Annotated in this window: 17 protein-coding genes; 5 read left to right on the top strand and 12 right to left on the bottom strand. The window is 70.6% G+C overall.

What is annotated here, in order from left to right; translation table 11 throughout:
• Positions 1-61 precede the first annotated feature (61 nt).
• Positions 62-1,399: a phospholipase D-like domain-containing protein gene (locus tag M8542_RS33035; protein ID WP_257924222.1), complete on the bottom strand. Its 1,338-nt coding sequence runs from the start codon at positions 1,397-1,399 to the stop codon at positions 62-64.
• A 108-nt stretch (positions 1,400-1,507) separates the two neighbouring features.
• Here M8542_RS33035 and M8542_RS33030 point away from each other — a divergent pair, with 108 nt between their 5' ends.
• Both M8542_RS33030 and M8542_RS33025 read left to right on the top strand, forming a co-directional pair.
• Positions 1,508-2,593: an LLM class flavin-dependent oxidoreductase gene (locus M8542_RS33030; protein WP_257924221.1), complete on the top strand. Its 1,086-nt coding sequence runs from the start codon at positions 1,508-1,510 to the stop codon at positions 2,591-2,593.
• Positions 2,590-3,186: an FMN reductase gene (locus M8542_RS33025; protein WP_257924220.1), complete on the top strand. Its 597-nt coding sequence runs from the start codon at positions 2,590-2,592 to the stop codon at positions 3,184-3,186. The genes M8542_RS33030 and M8542_RS33025 overlap by 4 nt, the downstream gene beginning before the upstream one ends.
• Here M8542_RS33025 and M8542_RS33020 read toward each other — a convergent pair.
• Genes M8542_RS33020 through M8542_RS33010 form a run of 3 tightly spaced genes read right to left on the bottom strand, consistent with a single transcriptional unit; the run spans position 3,174 to position 4,551 of the window.
• Positions 3,174-3,770, bottom strand: a complete 597-nt coding sequence (locus M8542_RS33020) for a dihydrofolate reductase family protein (RefSeq protein WP_257924219.1) — start codon at positions 3,768-3,770, stop codon at positions 3,174-3,176. The two genes, M8542_RS33025 and M8542_RS33020, sit on opposite strands and share 13 nt — an antisense overlap.
• Complete coding sequence (locus M8542_RS33015) at positions 3,767-4,222, bottom strand: SRPBCC family protein (protein ID WP_257924218.1); 456 nt, start codon at positions 4,220-4,222, stop codon at positions 3,767-3,769. Before M8542_RS33015 ends, M8542_RS33020 begins: the two co-directional genes overlap by 4 nt.
• A complete protein-coding gene (locus tag M8542_RS33010; protein WP_257924217.1) occupies positions 4,219-4,551 on the bottom strand; it encodes an ArsR/SmtB family transcription factor in 333 nt (110 codons plus the stop codon). The genes M8542_RS33015 and M8542_RS33010 overlap by 4 nt, the downstream gene beginning before the upstream one ends.
• Positions 4,552-4,694: 143 nt before the next feature.
• Between M8542_RS33010 and M8542_RS33005 the strand changes: the two genes are divergently transcribed.
• Genes M8542_RS33005 through M8542_RS32995 form a run of 3 tightly spaced genes read left to right on the top strand, consistent with a single transcriptional unit; the run spans position 4,695 to position 7,138 of the window.
• Positions 4,695-6,107 (top strand): serine hydrolase domain-containing protein, encoded by a 1,413-nt coding sequence (locus M8542_RS33005; RefSeq protein ID WP_257924216.1) that lies wholly within the window; start codon positions 4,695-4,697, stop codon positions 6,105-6,107.
• Entirely contained in the window at positions 6,074-6,493 is a 420-nt protein-coding gene (locus tag M8542_RS33000) for a PGPGW domain-containing protein (RefSeq protein WP_257924215.1), read from the top strand. The genes M8542_RS33005 and M8542_RS33000 overlap by 34 nt, the downstream gene beginning before the upstream one ends.
• 9 nt (positions 6,494-6,502) lie before the next feature.
• Positions 6,503-7,138: a TetR family transcriptional regulator gene (locus tag M8542_RS32995; protein ID WP_257924214.1), complete on the top strand. Its 636-nt coding sequence runs from the start codon at positions 6,503-6,505 to the stop codon at positions 7,136-7,138.
• Here the strand turns inward: M8542_RS32995 and M8542_RS32990 are convergent.
• The 8 genes from M8542_RS32990 to M8542_RS32955 all read right to left on the bottom strand — a co-directional run bounded on the left by M8542_RS32990 (position 7,098) and on the right by M8542_RS32955 (position 17,834).
• Positions 7,098-7,763: a Rossmann-fold NAD(P)-binding domain-containing protein gene (locus tag M8542_RS32990; protein ID WP_257924213.1), complete on the bottom strand. Its 666-nt coding sequence runs from the start codon at positions 7,761-7,763 to the stop codon at positions 7,098-7,100. The two genes, M8542_RS32995 and M8542_RS32990, sit on opposite strands and share 41 nt — an antisense overlap.
• Positions 7,764-7,772: 9 nt before the next feature.
• The gene (locus tag M8542_RS32985) at positions 7,773-8,168 is read right to left on the bottom strand and encodes a carboxymuconolactone decarboxylase family protein (protein WP_257924212.1); all 396 of its coding nucleotides are present in this window, start codon (positions 8,166-8,168) and stop codon (positions 7,773-7,775) included.
• 112 nt (positions 8,169-8,280) lie between these two features.
• Entirely contained in the window at positions 8,281-10,677 is a 2,397-nt protein-coding gene (locus M8542_RS32980; protein ID WP_257924211.1) for a DNRLRE domain-containing protein, read from the bottom strand.
• 77 nt (positions 10,678-10,754) lie between these two features.
• Entirely contained in the window at positions 10,755-13,250 is a 2,496-nt protein-coding gene (locus tag M8542_RS32975; protein ID WP_257924210.1) for a LamG-like jellyroll fold domain-containing protein, read from the bottom strand.
• A gap of 31 nt (positions 13,251-13,281) precedes the next feature.
• Positions 13,282-14,256 (bottom strand): ABC transporter permease, encoded by a 975-nt coding sequence (locus M8542_RS32970; protein WP_257924209.1) that lies wholly within the window; start codon positions 14,254-14,256, stop codon positions 13,282-13,284.
• Entirely contained in the window at positions 14,253-15,209 is a 957-nt protein-coding gene (locus M8542_RS32965) for an ABC transporter permease (protein ID WP_257924208.1), read from the bottom strand. Before M8542_RS32965 ends, M8542_RS32970 begins: the two co-directional genes overlap by 4 nt.
• Positions 15,202-16,758: a sugar ABC transporter ATP-binding protein gene (locus M8542_RS32960; protein ID WP_257924207.1), complete on the bottom strand. Its 1,557-nt coding sequence runs from the start codon at positions 16,756-16,758 to the stop codon at positions 15,202-15,204. Before M8542_RS32960 ends, M8542_RS32965 begins: the two co-directional genes overlap by 8 nt.
• The gene (locus M8542_RS32955; protein ID WP_257924206.1) at positions 16,758-17,834 is read right to left on the bottom strand and encodes an ABC transporter substrate-binding protein; all 1,077 of its coding nucleotides are present in this window, start codon (positions 17,832-17,834) and stop codon (positions 16,758-16,760) included. Before M8542_RS32955 ends, M8542_RS32960 begins: the two co-directional genes overlap by 1 nt.
• Positions 17,835-17,849: the final 15 nt, after the last annotated feature.

Below are 17,849 nucleotides of genomic sequence, written 5' to 3'. Positions count from 1 at the left end.
ATATCCGCCACCCCCGACAACTTCCGCGCGCTCCCGCCTCCGGTGTGGCGCGGAGCGCGGTCTACCGGGGGTCGTAGCCCAGGTCGGGCCACAGTCCCAGCAGGGCTTCGATCTTCCGCGGGACCTGGAAGCTGTTCCGGAAGTTCGGCTTCTCGCCGATGGTCGCGAGGCCCTTGCGCAGGTCGCCGAACGCCGGCCGCGCGGCCGGCTCCCGGGTCAGGATGTAGCAGTACGTGCGGCGCGGGTAGGCGAACTCGTCGGCGTAGGCGGCGAGCACGAGACCGGGGGCCTCGATCCGCGAGCCGACCAGGGCCCGGCCCTGCTTCTGGCTGTAGACGCGGATCACGTGGACACCGGCGCGCAGCGTGCGCGGCGGGTCCTGGCCCTGGCCGTCGTCGGCCCAGAACAGCTCGACGCGGAACGGCTGCTCGCCGTTCTCGCCGGGGTGGGTGTACTCGCGCGCCAGCTCTTCGAGGCGGTACTCGGCTTCCGCCGACGGCTCGCCGCCCTCGACGAGGCTGACGAGGTACAGCTCGGCCGGGCGCGGCCACTTCGGCCGGGGCACGTCGGTCGGTTCGGCCGGCTCCGGCCCGGCCTCGGCCGCAACCGGTTCCGGGTTCGCGGTGGTCGTCTCGGGGACGTCTTCGGGGCCCGGTGCGACCGTGATCGGCTCCGGGACCTCGGCGGCCGGCGTGGTTTCGGCCGGGGCGGCGGGTTCGGGCGCGGCCGGGCGGACCGGGGACGGCGCGGGCGGGGCGGGACGCACGGGCGACGGCGGCGGTGTCGCGGCCGCGGGCCGGACCGGGGTCGCCGGGCGGGACGTCACCACCGGCCGGGTGGGCGCCGCGGTCCGCGCCGGGGCGGCGGGACGCTGCGCGGTGACCGGCTTGCCGGCGCCGTACTGCTCCAGGAGTGGCTCCAGGTCGCCGGCTGTCAGCGCGGGGCCCGCGAGGTCGCACCACTCGAGCCAGGCCTCCTGGGCCTCCTCCACGGTGTGCTTCTCGTGGGAGAGCGTGACCGCCTCGAACAGTTGCCGCGGGCCGGCCGCGGTGACGTCGGCCGAGCCGACGACCACGAACGACGGGTCGTCTTCGGCGATCACCAGCTTCGCGTTCAGCCCGCGCAGCGAGTGCACGATCACGCCCGCCTTCACCCAGTGCAGCAGGGCGTGCGGGCTCGTCGCGCCGGACAGCACGGTGTCCAGGCTCGCGTCCGTGATCAGGGTGTCGCCGGGCTGCAACGGCAACAGGGCGGCCGCCCCGGGACCGACGTGGCCGAAAGCCGCGACCAGGTTCCGGCGGGGCGCGAGCAGTGGGGTGATCGAACCCCAGATGTCGCGGCCCGTGAGAAGGCGTACCGAACGTTCTGCCAGACCCAGCCGACCGAGCTCCGCGTCCATGTCCCTGACCTTACTTGGTGCCCCCTACGGCATTGACGGCCGGAATATCTCTTGCTTGGAAGTAGTTGAACGCGCATGTAAGATGGGGCTCGCGAAGGGAGTCAGGTCATGCAGTTCGGAATCTTCACGGTGGGCGACGTCACGACCGATCCCACCAACGGCACCACCCCCACGGAACACGAGCGGATCAAGGCGATGGTCCGGATCGCGCTCAAGGCCGAGGAGGTCGGGCTCGACGTCTTCGCGACGGGCGAGCACCACAACCCGCCGTTCGTCCCGTCGTCCCCGACGACGCTGCTGGGGCACATCGCGGCACAGACGTCCAAGATCGTCCTCTCGACGTCGACGACGCTCATCACCACGAACGACCCGGTGAAGATCGCCGAGGACTACGCGATGCTGCAGCACCTCGCCGACGGCCGCGTCGACCTCATGATGGGCCGCGGCAACACCGGCCCGGTCTACCCGTGGTTCGGCGAGGACATCCGCCAGGGCATCCCGCTGGCCATCGAGAAGTACGCGCTGCTGCGCCGGCTCTGGCGCGAGGACGTCGTCGACTGGGAGGGCAAGTTCCGCACGCCGCTGCAGGGCTTCACGTCCACGCCGCGGCCCCTGGACGACGTGCCGCCGTTCGTGTGGCACGGCTCGATCCGCAGTCCGGAGATCGCCGAGCAGGCCGCGTACTACGGCGACGGCTTCTTCGCCAACCACATCTTCTGGCCGACGTCGCACTTCCAGCAGCTGATCGCCTTCTACCGCCAGCGCTTCGAGCACTACGGCCACGGCCAGGCCGACCAGGCGATCGTCGGGCTGGGCGGGCAGGCGTTCATCCGCCCGAAGTCGCAGGACGCGTGGACCGAGTTCCGGCCGTACTTCGACAACGCGCCGGTGTACGGGCACGGGCCGTCGCTCGAGGAGTTCACCGACCAGACGCCGCTGACCGTGGGCAGCCCGCAGGAGGTCATCGACAAGACGCTGACCTTCCGCGAGCACTTCGGCGACTACCAGCGCCAGCTGTTCCTGATGGACCACGCGGGCCTGCCGTTGAAGACCGTGCTGGAGCAGCTCGACCTGCTCGGCGAGGAGGTGGTCCCGGTGCTGCGCAAGGAGCTCGACGCCCTGCGCCCGGCGCACGTCCCGGACGCGCCGACCCACGAGTCGCTCAAGGCGGCTTCGGAGAAGGTGCCGGCATGAAGCTCGCGGTGGTGACGGCCGGGCTTTCGGTGCCCTCCTCGACCCGGCTGCTGGCCGACCGGCTGGCCGCGGCGACCGTCGCCGCGGCCGGCGAGCCGGTCTCGGTGACCGTCGTCGAGCTGCGGGACATCGCCCTCGACGTCACGAAGAACCTGCTCACCGGCTTCCCGAGCCCGCAGCTGCGCACCGCGATCGACGCGGTGACCGGCGCGGACGCGCTGATCGCGGTGACACCGGTGTTCACGGCGGGCTACAGCGGCCTGTTCAAGTCGTTCTTCGACGTGCTGGACGCGGATTCGCTGGTGGGCAAGCCGGTCCTGTTGGGCGCCACGGGCGGGACCGAGCGGCACTCGCTGGTGCTGGACTACCAGCTGCGGCCGTTGTTCGGCTACCTGAAGGCGGATCCGGTGGCGACGGGCGTGTACGCGGCGTCGTCGGACTGGGGCAGTGGGGAAGGCGCGCTGCAACGGCGGATCGAGAAAGCCGGCGCGGAGCTGGCCGCGCTGGCGGCGGGACGTCCCGCCGCCGCGGTCGAGCCGGACTTCGTGCCCTTCGACCGGCTGCTGGCGGAAGTGTCCACTCAGGACGGATAACGCACCCGGTAGCGCAGGTGGGTGACGCCTTCGCCCGCGACGACCTCGACGCGCTCCAGCTCGGCCGGGGTGCTGCCGAGGTCATCGAAGTAGCGGACGCCCTCGCCGAGGAACACCGGCACCAGGTCGATCCGCACCTCGTCCAGCAGGCCCAGGCGCAGGCACTGCCGGGCGATGTCCGGCCCGGAGACGCCGACGTTGCCGTCTCCGGCCGCCTTCGCCCGCTCGATCGCTTCGGCGACGTCGTCGACGAAGGTGAACGGCGCCAGGTTCTCCTCGGGCCAGTCGGGCGGCGGCCGGTGCGTCACGACGAACGCCTTCCCGCCGCCGGGTGGGTTTCCGCCCCAGCCGTGGGTGTGGTCGAAGACGCGGCGACCGCAGACGAACGCGCTGTGGCGTGCCGAAGCCAGCTGTTCGCGCAGGTAGCCGGCGCTCGACGGGGAGACGCGGAACGTGATCGGGTAGCCGACCATCGGCACCTCGACGTCACCCGCGGTGTACCAGTCGAACAGTGGCCCGACGCTGTCGTCGGGGCGCGCCACGAAGCCGTCGAGTGACGTGCAGAAGCTCGCGATGACCGTCATGCCAGCACCGCGTCCAACCGCTCGTAGGACTGCGTGATGCCCGCGCTCATGCCGCTCTCGATCGCCGCGTCGCGCGCTTCGACCGACGGGAAGACCGAGCGCCCTTCGATCCGCGTGCGGCCGCCGAGGTCGATCAAGGTCATCGACTCGAGCGTGACCTCGCCGGGCGCGCCCTCGAACTCGAAGGTCTGGATGATCCGGTCCTCGCTCACCGTGTGGAAGACGCCGCGGAAGCGGTACTCGCCGCGGTCGTCGCGGTGGACGTAGTGGTAGCCGCCGCCCGAGCGGGCGTCGAACTCCAGGATCTCCATCTCCATGCCGTGCGGGCCCAGCCAGCGGACGACCAGGTCCGGGTCGGTGTGGGCGCGCAGGACCTGCTCCGGCGCGGCCGCGAACTCGCGGGTGATCTCGATGAACGGGGTGCCGGGAGCGGCGGTGATCGTCGTGCTCATGAGTCCTCCAGGGTTTCCAGGACGGCGTCGAGCCGCCGGTAGCTGCGTTCGGTGGCCAGCCGGTAGGTGTCGATCCAGCCGGTGAGGGCTTCGAGGGCGGCCGGCACGAGGTGGCACGGCCGGCGCTGGCCGTCACGGCTGCGCGTGATCAGCCCGGCCTGCTCCAGGACCTGGACGTGCCGGGAGATCGCCTGCTTGGTGATCGCGAAGGGCTCGGCCAGCTCGTTGACCGTCGCTTCGCCGCGGGACAGCCGGGCGACGATCGCGCGCCGCACCGGGTCGCCGAGCGCGGTGAACGCCCGGTCCAGCGCCTCCTCGTCAACCGCCATCTTTATCAACCAATCTGTTTATCAACCGATGTGTTGACTATGACAGGGCGGGCCGCCGCCGTCAACAACCTGCCGAAAGTAGGGGGTGCCCGACGTCGTCCGGCAGCGGTGGGCGACCCCCGGAAATCCCTAGTTTTACCCGCATGACCAGGCTCTTCCTCGTGCTCGCGGCCCTGCTGCTGGGCACCGCGACCCCCGCCGCCGCGGCGGCCCCGGCACCCGACATCGACGGTTACGTCCGGGCCTACCTCGACCACACCGGCCTGCCCGGCGCTGCCGTGGCCGTCACCCACGGCACCGACGTCGTCCGCGCCGCCGGGTACGGCACGGTCAGCGCGTCGACGCCGCTGCCGATCGCGTCGGTGAGCAAGTCCATGACGGCGTTCGCGGTACTCCAGCTCGTCGAGGCCGGTCGGGTCGGGCTCGACGAGCCGGTCACGCGGTACCTCTCGGAGTTCCGGCTCGCCGACCCGCGCGGGGCCCGGATCACCGTCCGGATGCTCCTGGACCAGACGTCCGGGATGGCCGACTCGGCGTTCCCCGACCTGAAGCTGGCGCAGCCGCACACGCTCGCGGAGGCGGTCGAGCGCCTGCGGGACGCGCCGCTGGCGAGCGAACCGGGCGCCGAATTCCACTACCACAACCCGAACTACGAGGTCGCCGCCCGGATCGTCGAGGTCGTCGCCGGGCAGCCGTTCGCCGAGTACCTGCGGACCCGGCTGTTCGCGCCGCTCGGGATGACGTCGAGCACCAGCGTGGACACCCCGCCCGCCGGGACCGCCGGGTACGTCCGGGCCTTCGGGTTCGAGGTGCCGGTGTCCGAACCGGACTGGTTCACCGGCGGCAGCCACGGTGTCCTGAGCACCCCCGCCGACCTGGCCCGCTGGCTGGTCGCGCAACGGGACGGCGGCGGAGTGCTGTCGCCGGCGTCGGTCCGGCTGGCGCACACCCCGGCGCCGGGGCGCGACTACGCGCTGGGCTGGACCGTCCGCGACGGGCGGGCGTCGCACACGGGCGAGTGGTTCAGCCACACCGCCGCGCAGATCCTGCTCCCGGACGGGTACGGCATCGCGGTGCTGACGACCATGGGGATGGCGCTCGACAACGAGGCCGAGGTGCTGGCCCGGGGCCTCGCCGACCTGGTCGAAGGTGGTTCGCCGGAGCCCTCGCTGCCTGCCGGAGTGGTCGCGGACTGGGTCCTCGCGGGCTTGGCGTTGCTCGCCGTGGGCCTCGCCGTCGTGGGTGTCCGGCGGGCGGGCCGGAAGCCCCGGTGGTGGCGGCTCGTGCCGCCGTTGCTGCCGCTCGTCCCGCTCGTCTTCCTCCCGCAGCTGCTCGGGGTGGTGTTCGCCGGCCGGCGGGGTACCTACGGCCAAGTGCTCTACGTCTGGCCCGGCCTCGTGGTCGCGCTCGGCGTGGTCGCGCTGGCGGGTGTGGTCGTGGCCGCGGCCAGGGCGCGGGTGCTCGTGAGTGGCACGCGAGCCCGCAACCAGGAACAATCGGGCGAAACGAGGGGAGCCGGCGAGTGGGTATCGGCAAACAGGCCAAGCGGATCCTGATCGCGACGGCGGGAGCCATCCTGCTGGTGGTCGGCGTGCTGCTGCTCGTCCTGCCCGGCCCCGGCCTGCTGCTGGTGCTGGCCGGGCTGCTGCTGCTCGCCTCGGAGTTCCCGGCGCTCGAGAAGTACGTCGACCCGGTCCGCGACCGTGCGATGAAGGCGGCCGAGGACAGCGTGTCCTCGCCGCTGCGGATCGCCGGCTCGGTGCTGGCCGGGCTGGCGCTGCTGGCCGCGGGGATCGTCTGGGGCACGGTGAAGTCGCTGCCGTTCGCCGGCTGGAGCACCGGGTCGAGCCTGATCCTGTCGTCGGTGATCCTGTTCGCGTTGCTGGGCTGGAGCTACCGGCGGGTCAAGACGCGCCGGGCCGCCACCGCCGCCGATCGGTAGCCTCGGCGCATGAGCGCCGGATTCCAGCGCGCGCGCCGTCCCGAGCAGGTCGCGGCGCGCCGCACCGCGATCCTGGCCGCCGCGCGGGAGCTGCTCGCGCAGCGGCCGGTCGCCGAGATCAGCCTGCGGGAGCTGGCGTGCCGGGTCGGGCTGGCGAAGTCCAATGTGCTCCGCTACTTCGACAGCCGCGAGGCGGTCTTCCTCGAGGTCCTCGACGGCGAGTGGACGGACTGGCTCGACCGGCTCGAGTTCGGCGCCTCGGCCGACCTCGAGCGCGTCGCGGGCACGATCGCCGCGACGCTCGCGGAGCGCCGGCTGCTGTGCGAGCTGATCAGCTCGATGGCGCCGGTGCTGGAGCGCAACATCTCCCTGGAGTTCGCCCGCGACTTCAAGCGCCGCGCGGCGGCGAACACCGAGCGGCTCGGCGGCCTGGTCCGGGCGCGGGTGCCCGAGCTCTCGGACGCGGCCGCGCGGCACTTCGCGCTCGGCGTGGTGGTGCTGGTGTCCGGGGCGTGGCCGCTCGCCAACCCGACCGAGGTGGTCGCGGCCGCCGCGGCCGAGCTGGGCGGCGCGCCGTCGTTCGCGGACGGGCTGGCCGAAGGGCTCACGAACCTGCTGGCCGGGCTCGTCGCGCGGCGGCGGTGACGAGGTCGGTGTTCTCCAGGATCGGCTTCTGGTAACCGTTCTCGGCGACTTCCAGCATGGCCAGGCCGATTTCCCGGTTCGTCGTCACGAAGCGCGGGAACAGCCGCCGCAGCGCCGGGTACAGCGGCATGGCGACGCGGTAGAGCGTCCGGTACAGCGTGGTCTTCGACGTCACCCCGCCCATCGGCTGGATGTACCCGGGCCGCACGGAGTACGCCTTCAGCGGCAGCTTCGCCAGCGCGTTCTCCGTGGCGCCCTTGACCCGCGCCCAGCGCACCCGGCCGCGTTCGGTGCTGTCGGTGCCGGCCCCCGAGACGTACACGAAAGTGGTGTCCGCGGGCAGCTTCCGGGCCACCGAAAGGGTGAGCTGGTAGGTGATCCGCTCGTACTCCTCGGGTTTCACCCCGACCGAAGACGTGCCGAGGCAGAAGAGGCACGCGTCGTAGCCGGTGATCGGCTCGATGGCGAAGAGGTCCTCCGCCACGACCTCGGTGAGCTTCGGGTCGCTCGTGCCGAGCGGCGTCCGGCCGACCACCAGCACCGCCTCGACCCGGTCGTCGAGCAGGCACTCGCGCAACGCGCCTTGCCCGACCATGCCGGTCGCACCGAACAGGATCACCCGCACGAGCCCACCTCAGTCCGCGGTCACCGGCAGCAGTCCCCGCTCGCCGAAGACCTTCTTCGCCGTGAAGGTCGCGTTCAGCGCCTTCGGGAATCCACAGTAGACGGCCGAGTGCAGGAGCGCTTCGACGATCTCCGCCGGGGTGAGCCCGACGTTGAGCGACGCGTTGACGTGCACCTCCAGCTGCGGCTCGCACCCGCCGAGCGCGGTGAGCATGCCGAGGGTGACCAGCTGCCGGTCGCGGGGCGCCAGCCCGGGCCTGGCGTAGATCTCGCCGAAGCCCCACGAGACGACGGCCTCGGCCAGCGCGGGGGAGACGTCGGCGAGGTTGTCGAGCACGCGCTGCCCGCTGTCGCCGTCGATGGCGGTGAGGGTCTTCAGGCCGAGTTCGAAGCGCTCGTCGGTCATGTCGGGTTCCTTTCCCCAGTTCGTCTTGCCGAAACCGACGTTAGGGGCTGGAGCGCACTCCAGGACAACCGTGACGGCCACCACGTCCGGTGGCCGTCACGGTCGCCGGGTATCAGATCGCCAGCGAGGTTCCCCGGGCCGACGAACCGGTGTTCACGTAGACGTAGAAGCTGGTCCCGGTCTCCTCCGTCCGGGTGCCCGCCGTGTTCGTGCTCCACAGCCGCAGCTGCAGGTACGAACCGCTCGGCTGGTCGGCCGGCACGTCGAAGCCGATCGTCGCCGTGCCGTCCGGGCCCGGGGCCACGGTCGTCTCCGGACCCGAGCCCAGCGCGTACCCGTAGGACGCGAGGTTCGCCTGCACCGGGGTCAGGGTGCACTGGATGTGCTGCCCGGGCGACACCGACCAGCCGGTGGCGTCACACTCGAACCGCGGCGCCGAGTAGCTGACGTAGAACGTGTAGCCACCCAGCTCGGACACCGAGCCGTCGGCGAACTTCGTGGTCACCCAGACGCCGTTGATGTACGGCACCGTCGGCGCGAAGACGACGCTCGCGGTGCCGTCCGGCCCCGCGGCCACCGTCCCCGAGGGACCGTCGTCGAAGTCGTACGTGTAGCTGACCGCGCCCGGCACGGGCGAGGAGAACACGAACGTGCCCGGGACACCGACGGCCCCGGTCGCGCCGCCGCCCTCCGGGTACTCCGCGCTCGTCACGTGCGGTTTGTTCGAGGCGACCGAGACGTTCACCCCACCCCAGCCGGAGTTCTGCCCCGAAGCGGTGGTGGTGTAGCCGTAGAGCGAGCCCGAAAACGATGTCGTCGGCGTCACCGTGACGGTCGCGGTGCCGTCGGCTTCGAGCGGCACGGTGAGCATTTCGCCGTCGTTCCAGTGGTAGGTGAACGAGACCGACCCGGGCAGCACGGCGTGCGCCCGGAACTGCGCGGGCAGGCCCTGGGTCGGGTTCGCGGTCAGCGACTCGACCTCCGGCTCGCCGGGCTCGCTGATGACGGTTTCGCTGCTCTCCGACGTCAGGTAGCCGCTGGCGAGCCGCGCCCGCACGGACAGCTGGAGGTAGGTCAGCTGCGGGTCGGTCGGGTAGACCTGCACGGTCGCCGTCCCGTCCGGGCCGGCCGCCACGGTCTCTTCGGACTGCTGACCCAGGTGGTACACGTACGCCGTGACCGGAGTGCTGCCGACCGGGGTGAACGTGCACGTCCGGGCCACGCCGACGAAGTCGTCGAACGGCGCGCAGGTGACCCCGGGCTCGTTGGAGGCCACCCAGAACCGGTAGTCGGCCGAGGGTGACTGGTTGCCCGCCGCGTCGACGGAGACCGCCCCGATGCTGACCGGCCCGCTGCTCTTGGGTGCGTAGCGGACGGTCGCCTTGCCGCCCTTGCGGTCGGCGGCGACGTACCCGCCGTCCCACCGGAAGCCGACGACGTCCTTGTCGCCCTTGGCGTCGAAGACGAACGTGCCCGGCACGCCGGTGCCGCCGGTGCCCGGGTAGTCGTAGGTGTAGTCCGGCGAAGTGATCACCGGGGCCGCCGCCGGCGGGGTGAAGTCCGTGGTGAACTTGCAGGTCCCGCTCCACGGACCGAAGTTGCCTTCGTAGTCCTTGCCCCGCACCTGCCAAACGTAGGTGACGCCTTCGGTGATGAGCGTGTCGACGTCGGTCCAGATCTGGTCGGCCCCGCTGGCGCCCATGGCCCCGACGGTCTTGCGCTGGTCCGGCGCGCCGTCCGGCCAGAACGCGAACTCCCCCTGGTAGAGGGTGTCGTCACCGTCGGGCACCGAAGCGCTCAGGTGCGCTTGGCGCGAGACCACGAGGGGCTTCGCCGTGCACGCCTGGTAGTTGACGCTCAGCGCGGACGGCTTGGCCGGCACCTTGTCGAAGGTCAGCCCGAGCACGGCCTTCGGGCTGTACTCACGGCCGAACGACGGGTCGTTCAGCTGGTCGTCGGGCAGCCGCAGGACGAACGTCGCCGTGGTGCGGCCGGCTTCGACCGCGGCCTTGACCGCCGCGGTGACCGTCCAGGTGATCTGCCGCGACGGGCAGGAGGAGTCGATGTACGGGCCGGTGGCCTTGACGAGCTCCGCCGGCTGGGTGTTCCAGGTCGGCTTCTTCGCGGGCTCTGTCAGCCAGACCTCGGTCGAGCGCGGGTGGGAGCAGTCGGTGACGGCCGTTTCGCCGGTGCTCACGTACGCCCGCTCGAGCGGGTTGCCCTTCAACGCGGAGATGTCGAAGGTGACGTAGGACTTGAACACGTGGTTCTTGCCGCCGGCGTAGGTGTGCGCGCCGACCGGCGCGTCCCCGGCCTGGTTGACGAAACTCGCCTTCGGCGCCGCCGAGTCGACGTAGGCCCACGACGAGGCCGCGGTCTCGGTGATCGTCTGCGCCGAGGCCGGGGCCGCGGTGAGCACCGCGGTGCCGGTCGCGACCAGCGCCGTGACGAGTGTGAGGACGCCCGCTCTGGCGGGCAGGAACGATCTTCGAGAGCCCAAAAGGCTCACCCCCTGGAAACGTGTGGCCCGGGGACCGCGATCGCGATCCCCGGGCCGAACACGCGCCAAGAGCCTTTCCGGTTGCCCTACTTGCCGCTGGAGTACAACGCGCTCACGTCCGCGTCGGTCAGCGCCCGGTCGTAGACGTGCACCTGGTCGACCGCCCCGTTGAGGAAGTCCACCGGGTTGCCGCCGTACTTGCCGCGGCCGATCACCGTGTGACCCGTCGAAGCGTCACCGAGGCAGACGCTCTTCGTCGACGCCAGCTGGCCGTCGACGTACAGCTTGAGCGTGCCCGCGGCCGCGTCGCGGACGCCGACCACGTGGTACCAGTGGTTCGGCTCCGGCGCGGTGGGCGCCAGGGCCCGCGTGCCGACGAAGCTCATCGCCAGCCGGTGGTCCTGACCGGAGTACTGCAGGAAGAACGCGCTGTTGCTGTCGCCGTCCTGGCTGACCACGGTCTGGAAGCCGTCACCCACGGCGTTGAACTTCACCCACGCCGCCGCGCTGTAGCTGCCTGCGGTGTTCACCAGCGCGGCACCCGTGTCGGCGAACTGGCCGGAACCGTTGACCGCCAAGGCCGAACCGCTCTTGCCTTCGGTCCAGGACGCGCCGCCGACGAGCGTGGCGTCGTGGTCGCCGACGCTGTCCGCGGCCGTGGTGCCGGTGTTCTCGTCGAACCCGTAGGCCGCGATGCCGTCGATGCCCGGCGTGCCCTGGGGCACCGAAGGCCCGGAAACGGGCGCACCCGTCGCGCCCTTGATCACCGCGAGATTCGCCGCGCGGACCGCCGCGAAGTCCATCTTCTTCACCTGCCGGTCGTAGGTGAAGAAGCCGTTGACCTCCTTCTCGACGTCGGTGGTCTGCGTGTAGACACCCGCCGAAACACCGCACCGCTGGGCGACCAGCAGCAGGCGCTGCTGAAGCTCGCCGTAGCGCCGGGTCAGCGTCGCGCTGTCGGGCTCCATCTCGTAGGCGAAGCTGCCCGCCGGGTCGAACTGGTGGCCGTCGACCTTGAGGCCGAGGCCGCCGTACTCGCCGTCGACCGCCGCGCGGGTGCCGGTCTGGATCGGCGTGCCGGGCCCGGTGTAGGTGTGGTCGTCGTAGATGTCACCCTTGCCGCTGTCCGGTTCGGAGCGGCAGCAGTTCACTCCGGATTCGGCGTTCACCAGCCGGGACGGGTCCCAGGACTTGACCTCGTCGGCGATGCGGCCGACTTCGTAGTCGCCCCAGCCTTCGTTGAACGGCACCCACGTGACGATCGACGGGAAGCTGCGGTGCTGGTCGATCATCCGCTTCATCTCGGACTCGTAGTTGACGCGCGAAGCCGCGGACGGCTCGATGTCGTCCTTCATCGCCGGCATGTCCTGCCAGACCATGAGGCCCAGCTTGTCGGCGTAGTAGTACCAGCGGTCCGGCTCGACCTTGATGTGCTTGCGCACCATGTTGAAGCCGAGCGCCTTCTCCTGCTGCAGGTCGAACTTCAGCGCCGCGTCGGTCGGCGCGGTGTAGATGCCGTCCGGCCAGAAGCCCTGGTCGAGGGGGCCGACCTGCATGACGAACTTGCCGTTGAGCAGCATCCGCTGCTTGCCGTCGGCGGTCTTGCCGACGCTGATCGACCGGATGCCGAAGTACGAGCCGACCTCGTCCCCGCCCGACAGCTTGACGCGCAGGTCGTAGAGGAACGGGTCGTCCGGCGACCACAGGTGCGGCCGGTCCACCTTGAGCTTCAACGGCTTGTTCGCGTCGCCGGACACGCGCCCGACCGGGCGGCCGTGGTCGTAGGCGACGGCTTCGACGCGCTGCTTGACCGGCCCGCCGACCACGGCGTTCACCGTGACCGACCCACTCGCGACGTCGGGGGTGACGTCGAGCCGGTCGATGTGCGCGGTGGCGACCGGCTCCATCCAGACGGTCTGCCAGATGCCGGAGGACGGCGTGTAGAAGATGCCGTCGCCGGGCTGGCGCTGCTTGCCGATCGGCTGCCCGCCCTGGTCGTTCGGGTCGGCGACCCCGACGACGATCTCCTGGGTCTTCTTGGTGGTCAACGCATCCGTGACGTCGACGGACCAGGCGTCGTAACCGCCGGTGTGGCGGGCGACGGTCTTGCCGTTGACGATGACCGTCGCGTCGTAGTCGACGGCCTGGAAGTGCAGCTGCAGCCGCTGCCCCTTGCCGATCTGCCAGTTCTTCGGGACCTCGAACGTGCGGCGGTACCACATGTTCGTCTCGTGACGCATGATCCCGGACAGCGCGGACTCGACCGGGTACGGCACGAGGATCCGCTCGCCGAGCGTCTTCCCGATCGGCGCGGCCTCACCCGGGGTCGCTTTCGCGAACTCCCAGACGCCGTTGAGGTTCTGCCACTGGTTGCGGGTCAGCTGTGGCCGGGGGTAGTCGGGCAGGGCGTTGGTGGGGGAGACGTCCTTGGTCCAGGGCGTCGACAGCGGTGGGGTGAGCCGTTGCCACTGCGGTCCTTCGGCGGCGCTCGCCGCCGGGACGGTGCCGAGGCCGGCGACCGCGACGGCGAACGCCGCGGCGGCGGTCAGCCATCTGCGGGTTTTTCGGGCAGGACGGAACATCGTTGAGACCTCCTGTTGGGGGGACTGGGGCTCAGCGGGTTCGGGAGCGCGCCAGCAGGCGCTGGATCACCACGACGACGAGCAGGAAGGCCCCGCTCACCACCGTCTGGTAGTTGGAGTCGAGGGTGCCGATCTGGTTGATGACGTTCTGGATCAGCGTGCGCAGCAGCACGCCGACGAGGGTGCCGATGATCGTCCCGGCGCCGCCGGTGAGCAGCGTGCCGCCGATGACGACGACCGAGATCGCGTCCAGTTCGGTGCCGACGCCGATGACCGTGACGCCGGACTGGAGGTACGCGGCGGTGAGGACCCCGGCGAACCCGGCCAGCCCGCCGCTGAGCGTGTAGAGGCTGATCTTGGTGCGGGCCACCGGAAGCCCCATCAGCATCGCCGACTGCTCGGCGCCGCCGATGGCGAACACCGACTGCCCGAACCGCGTGCGGCGCAACAGAAGCCCGCCGAGGGCGAACAGGACGAGCGTGATGTACACCGGCACGCCGACGCCGAAGATCGTGCCCTGGCCCAGCCAGAGGAACGCCGAGCCGGGTTCGACCTTGTACGTCGTCGAGCCTTCGGACGTCAGGGCCAGCAGGAGCCCTCGGGCGAACAGCAGCGTCGCCAGCGTGACGATGAACGGCGCCATCCCGGTGCGGGCGATGAGCAGGCCGTTGACCAGCCCGATCAGCGAACACACCACCAGCGGCAGCAGGATCGCGACGAAGAAGCCGTACTGCGCGCCGTATGCGGCGAGCACGCCGCCGAGCGCGTAGTTCGAGCCGACCGAGAGGTCGATGCCACCGGAGATGATCACGAACGTCATCCCGAGGGCGATCACCGCGAGGAACGAGCCCTGCAGCACGAGGTTGCGGAGGTTGTCCGGGGAACCGAAGTGCGGGAAGGCGAACCACGAGGCGAAGATGCCGAGCACGAGGACGACGGCCGCGCCCTGGCGCTGCAGAACCCCGGCGAAGGCCGCGTTGCGGGCCTGGGTCTGGGTCGCGGTCATTTGCTGCTCCGCTCGCGTGCGACGTAGACCGCGACGACGATGATGGCCGCCTGGACCATCTGCGCGGTCGAGTCCGGCAGGTTGTGCTTGATCAGGGTGGCCTGGACGAGCTGCATGAGCAGCGCGCCGAACACGGTGCCGAGCACCCGGACCCGGCCGCCGGTCAGCGGCGTGCCGCCGACGACGACCGCGGTGATCGCGGACAGCTCCATGAGCAGGCCGACGTCGCTCGGGTCGCTGGCGCCCAGCCGTGACGTCGCCAGCACGCCGGCCACCGCGGCCAGTGCGCCGGAGATGACGTAGACGCTGATGAGCACGCGTTTCACCGGCAGCCCGGCCAGGGTGCTGGCCGTGCGGTTGCCGCCGACGGCGACCAGGTGCCGGCCGAACGTCGTGCGCTGGACGACCAGCCCGGCCAGCACCGCGAGCACACCCGCGACGATGACCATGATCGGGATGCCCAGGAAGTCGCCGGTGCCCAGCTCCAGGAAGTCCTGGTTGTGCAGCTGGACGAGCTGGCCGTTGGCGATGACGAGCGCGAGCCCGCGCCCGCCGACCAGCAGGGCGAGGGTCGCGATGATCGGCTGGATGCCCAGGTACGCCACCAGGTACCCGCTGAACAGGCCGGACACGATCCCGGCGATGACGGCGACGATGACCGCCATCAGCGGGCCGGCGCCGAGGTAGAGCGGGATGAGCGCGGCGGCGATCGCCATCACCGAGCCGACCGACAGGTCGATGCCCTCGGTGCCGATCACCAGCGCCATGCCGAGCGCGACGATGCAGACCGGCGCCGCCTGCACCAGCTGCGTGCGGAAGTTGGCCGCGGACAGGAAGTTCTCGGTGAACACGATGTTGAACAGCAGCAGCACGACGACGGCCAGGTAGACGCCGTAGTTCTGCAGCCACGCGGTGACTTTCGCGCGGTCTCTCGTCAAGGTGACGCTAGACATCGTTGTCACCCTCAGCTGCGATCGCGGTCAGGACGTTCTCCTCGGTGATGTTGTCGCCGGTCAGCTCGCCGACGACCGAGCCGTCGCGCAGCACGACCACGCGGTCGGAACCGTCGATCAGCTCCTCCAGCTCGGACGAGATGAGCAGCACGCCGAGCCCTTCCTGCGCGAGCTCGTCGATCAGCGCCTGCACTTCGGCCTTGGCGCCGACGTCGATGCCGCGCGTGGGCTCGTCGAGCAGCAGGATCTTCGGGCCGGTGGCGAGCCAGCGGGCGAGCAGCACCTTCTGCTGGTTGCCGCCGGACAGCTCGGACACCTTCTGTTCCGGGCTGGACGCCTTGATCCGCAGGCGTTCCATGAAGATCTTGACGACCTTGTCCTGCTTGGCCTTGCTGACCAGGCCGAACGGCGAGAGCGTCGGCAGCGCGGCCAGCACGATGTTCTCGCGGACCGACAGGTTCGGGATGATCCCGTCGGTCTTGCGGTCTTCGGCCAGCAACGCGATCCCGGCCCGCATGGCTTGGGCGATCTTGCCCTTCTTGAGCGGTTTCCCGGCCAGCAGCACGGATCCGCCGTCGAGCGGGAAGGCCCCGACGATGGCCCGCGCGGTCTCGCTGCGGCCGGAGCCGAGCAGTCCGGCGAGGCCGACGACCTCGCCCGGCCGGATGCTCACCGAGACGTCGTGCAGCCGCCGCATGCCGGACAGGCCTTCGGCCTTGAGCAGCGGCTCGCGTTCGACGTCGTGTTCCTCGCCGAACGCCGTGACGCCGTCTTCGCGGATCTGCTTGATTTCCCGGCCGAGCATCTTCGACACCAGCTCGATGCGCGGCAGGTCCTTCAACGGTCCACTGTGGACGACCCGGCCGTCGCGCAGCACGGTGACGCTCTGGCAGACCCGGTACAGCTCGTCCATGCGGTGGCTGACGTAGATGATCGCGATGCCCTCGCCGTGCAGGCGGTTCAGCACCTCGAAGAGCGTCTCGACCTCGCGCGGCTCGAGCGACGACGTCGGTTCGTCCATGATGACGACCTTGGCGTCGGTCGAGACCGCGCGGGCGAGCGCGACCATCTGCTGGGCGCCGACGGCGAGCGTGTGCAGCGGGCGCTTGACGTCGTCGTCGATGCCGTAGCCCTTGAGCAGCTCGCGGGCGTCGGCGTACATCCTGGACCAGTCGACCAGCCCCGCCTTGGTGCGCGGCTCGCGGCCGAGGAAGACGTTGCCGGCGATGCTCATCAGCGGGACGAGGTTGACCTCCTGGTAGATCGTGGAGATCCCGGCCCGCTGCGCGTCGATCGGCTGCTTGAACGTGACGGGCGCGCCGAGGTGGCGCACCTCGCCCTCGTCCGGCTGGTAGACGCCGGTGAGCACCTTGATGAGGGTGGACTTCCCGGCGCCGTTCTCCCCGACCAGCGCGTGCACTTCACCGGGCCGCAGCGCGAAGCTGACGTCGTCGAGCGCGAGGGTGCCGGGGAACCGCTTGGTCACCCCGGTCACCTCGAGCACCGGTGCGGTCGTCATGGCGACGTCCTCTTCGGTGGCTGCGGTCATCAGTACGCGTTCCCGACCTTCTGGGCCGCGTTGGTCTCGTCGTACTGGTCGTCGGTGATGACGATGCTCGCCGGGATGGCCTCGCCGCCCTCGAACTTCTGCAGCGTCTGGAAGGCCAGCGGGCCGAAGCGCGGGTTGGACTCGATCACGGCGTTGTAGCTGCCGTCGGCGATGAGCTGCACGGCGTTGCGGGTGCCGTCGACCGAGACGATCTTGACGTCCTTGCCCGGCGCCTTGCCGGCGGTCTTGAGCGCGTTGACCGCGCCCACGCCCATCTCGTCGTTTTCGGCGTAGACGGCGGTGATGTCCGGGTGGCTCTGGATGAGCTGCTCCATCACGGACTGGCCCTTGGACCGGTCGAACTCACCGGTCTGCTCGACGACCACGGACAGGCCGGGCGTCTTCGCGAGCTCGTCCTTGAAGCCCGAGGTGCGGTCGGTGGTCACGTTGTTGCCGGACGAGCCGAGCAGGATGGCGACCTTGCCGTTGCCGCCCGTCGCCTTGACCATGGCCTGCGCGGCGCGCTTGCCCTGCTCGACGAAGTTCGAGCCGATGAAGGTCAGGTAGTCGGTGCACGGCTGCGACGTCACCTTGCGGTCGATGGTGACGACCGGGACCTTCTTGGCCTTCGCCGCGTCGAGCGCGGGCTGGAGGCCGTCGGAGTTCAGCGGCGCGACGACGAGCAGCTGCGCGCCCCGGTCGAGCATCGACTTGATGTCGCTGATCTGCTTGTTCAGGTCGCTCTGGGCGTTGGTGACGAGCAGCTTGTCGCTCGCGATGCCGACCTTGGCGGCTTCGTCCTTGATGGACTGCGTCTCGGCGATCCGGAAGGGGTTGGCTTCCTTTTCGGACTGTGAGAAACCGACCACCGCGGTCTTCAGGTCGACCTTGGGGTAACCGGTCTTGTCGATGGTGCAGCCATCGGCGCTCGGCGCGACGGACTGCGCGGACGCGGCCGGCCCGCTCCCGTTCGACGGGGCGGCCGGCGTCTCCTCCCGGGCGGTGCAGGAGGTGAGGGTGAGCGCGGCGGCGGCCGCGGTGACCAGGACCAGGCGGGGACGGGTGGACAGCGGCACGGTGACTCCTCGGGC

The organism is Amycolatopsis iheyensis (assembly GCF_024703995.1).
GTDB classification, from domain to species: Bacteria; Actinomycetota; Actinomycetes; order Mycobacteriales; family Pseudonocardiaceae; genus Amycolatopsis; species Amycolatopsis iheyensis.
This window is presented reverse-complemented; position numbering and strand designations above follow the sequence as displayed.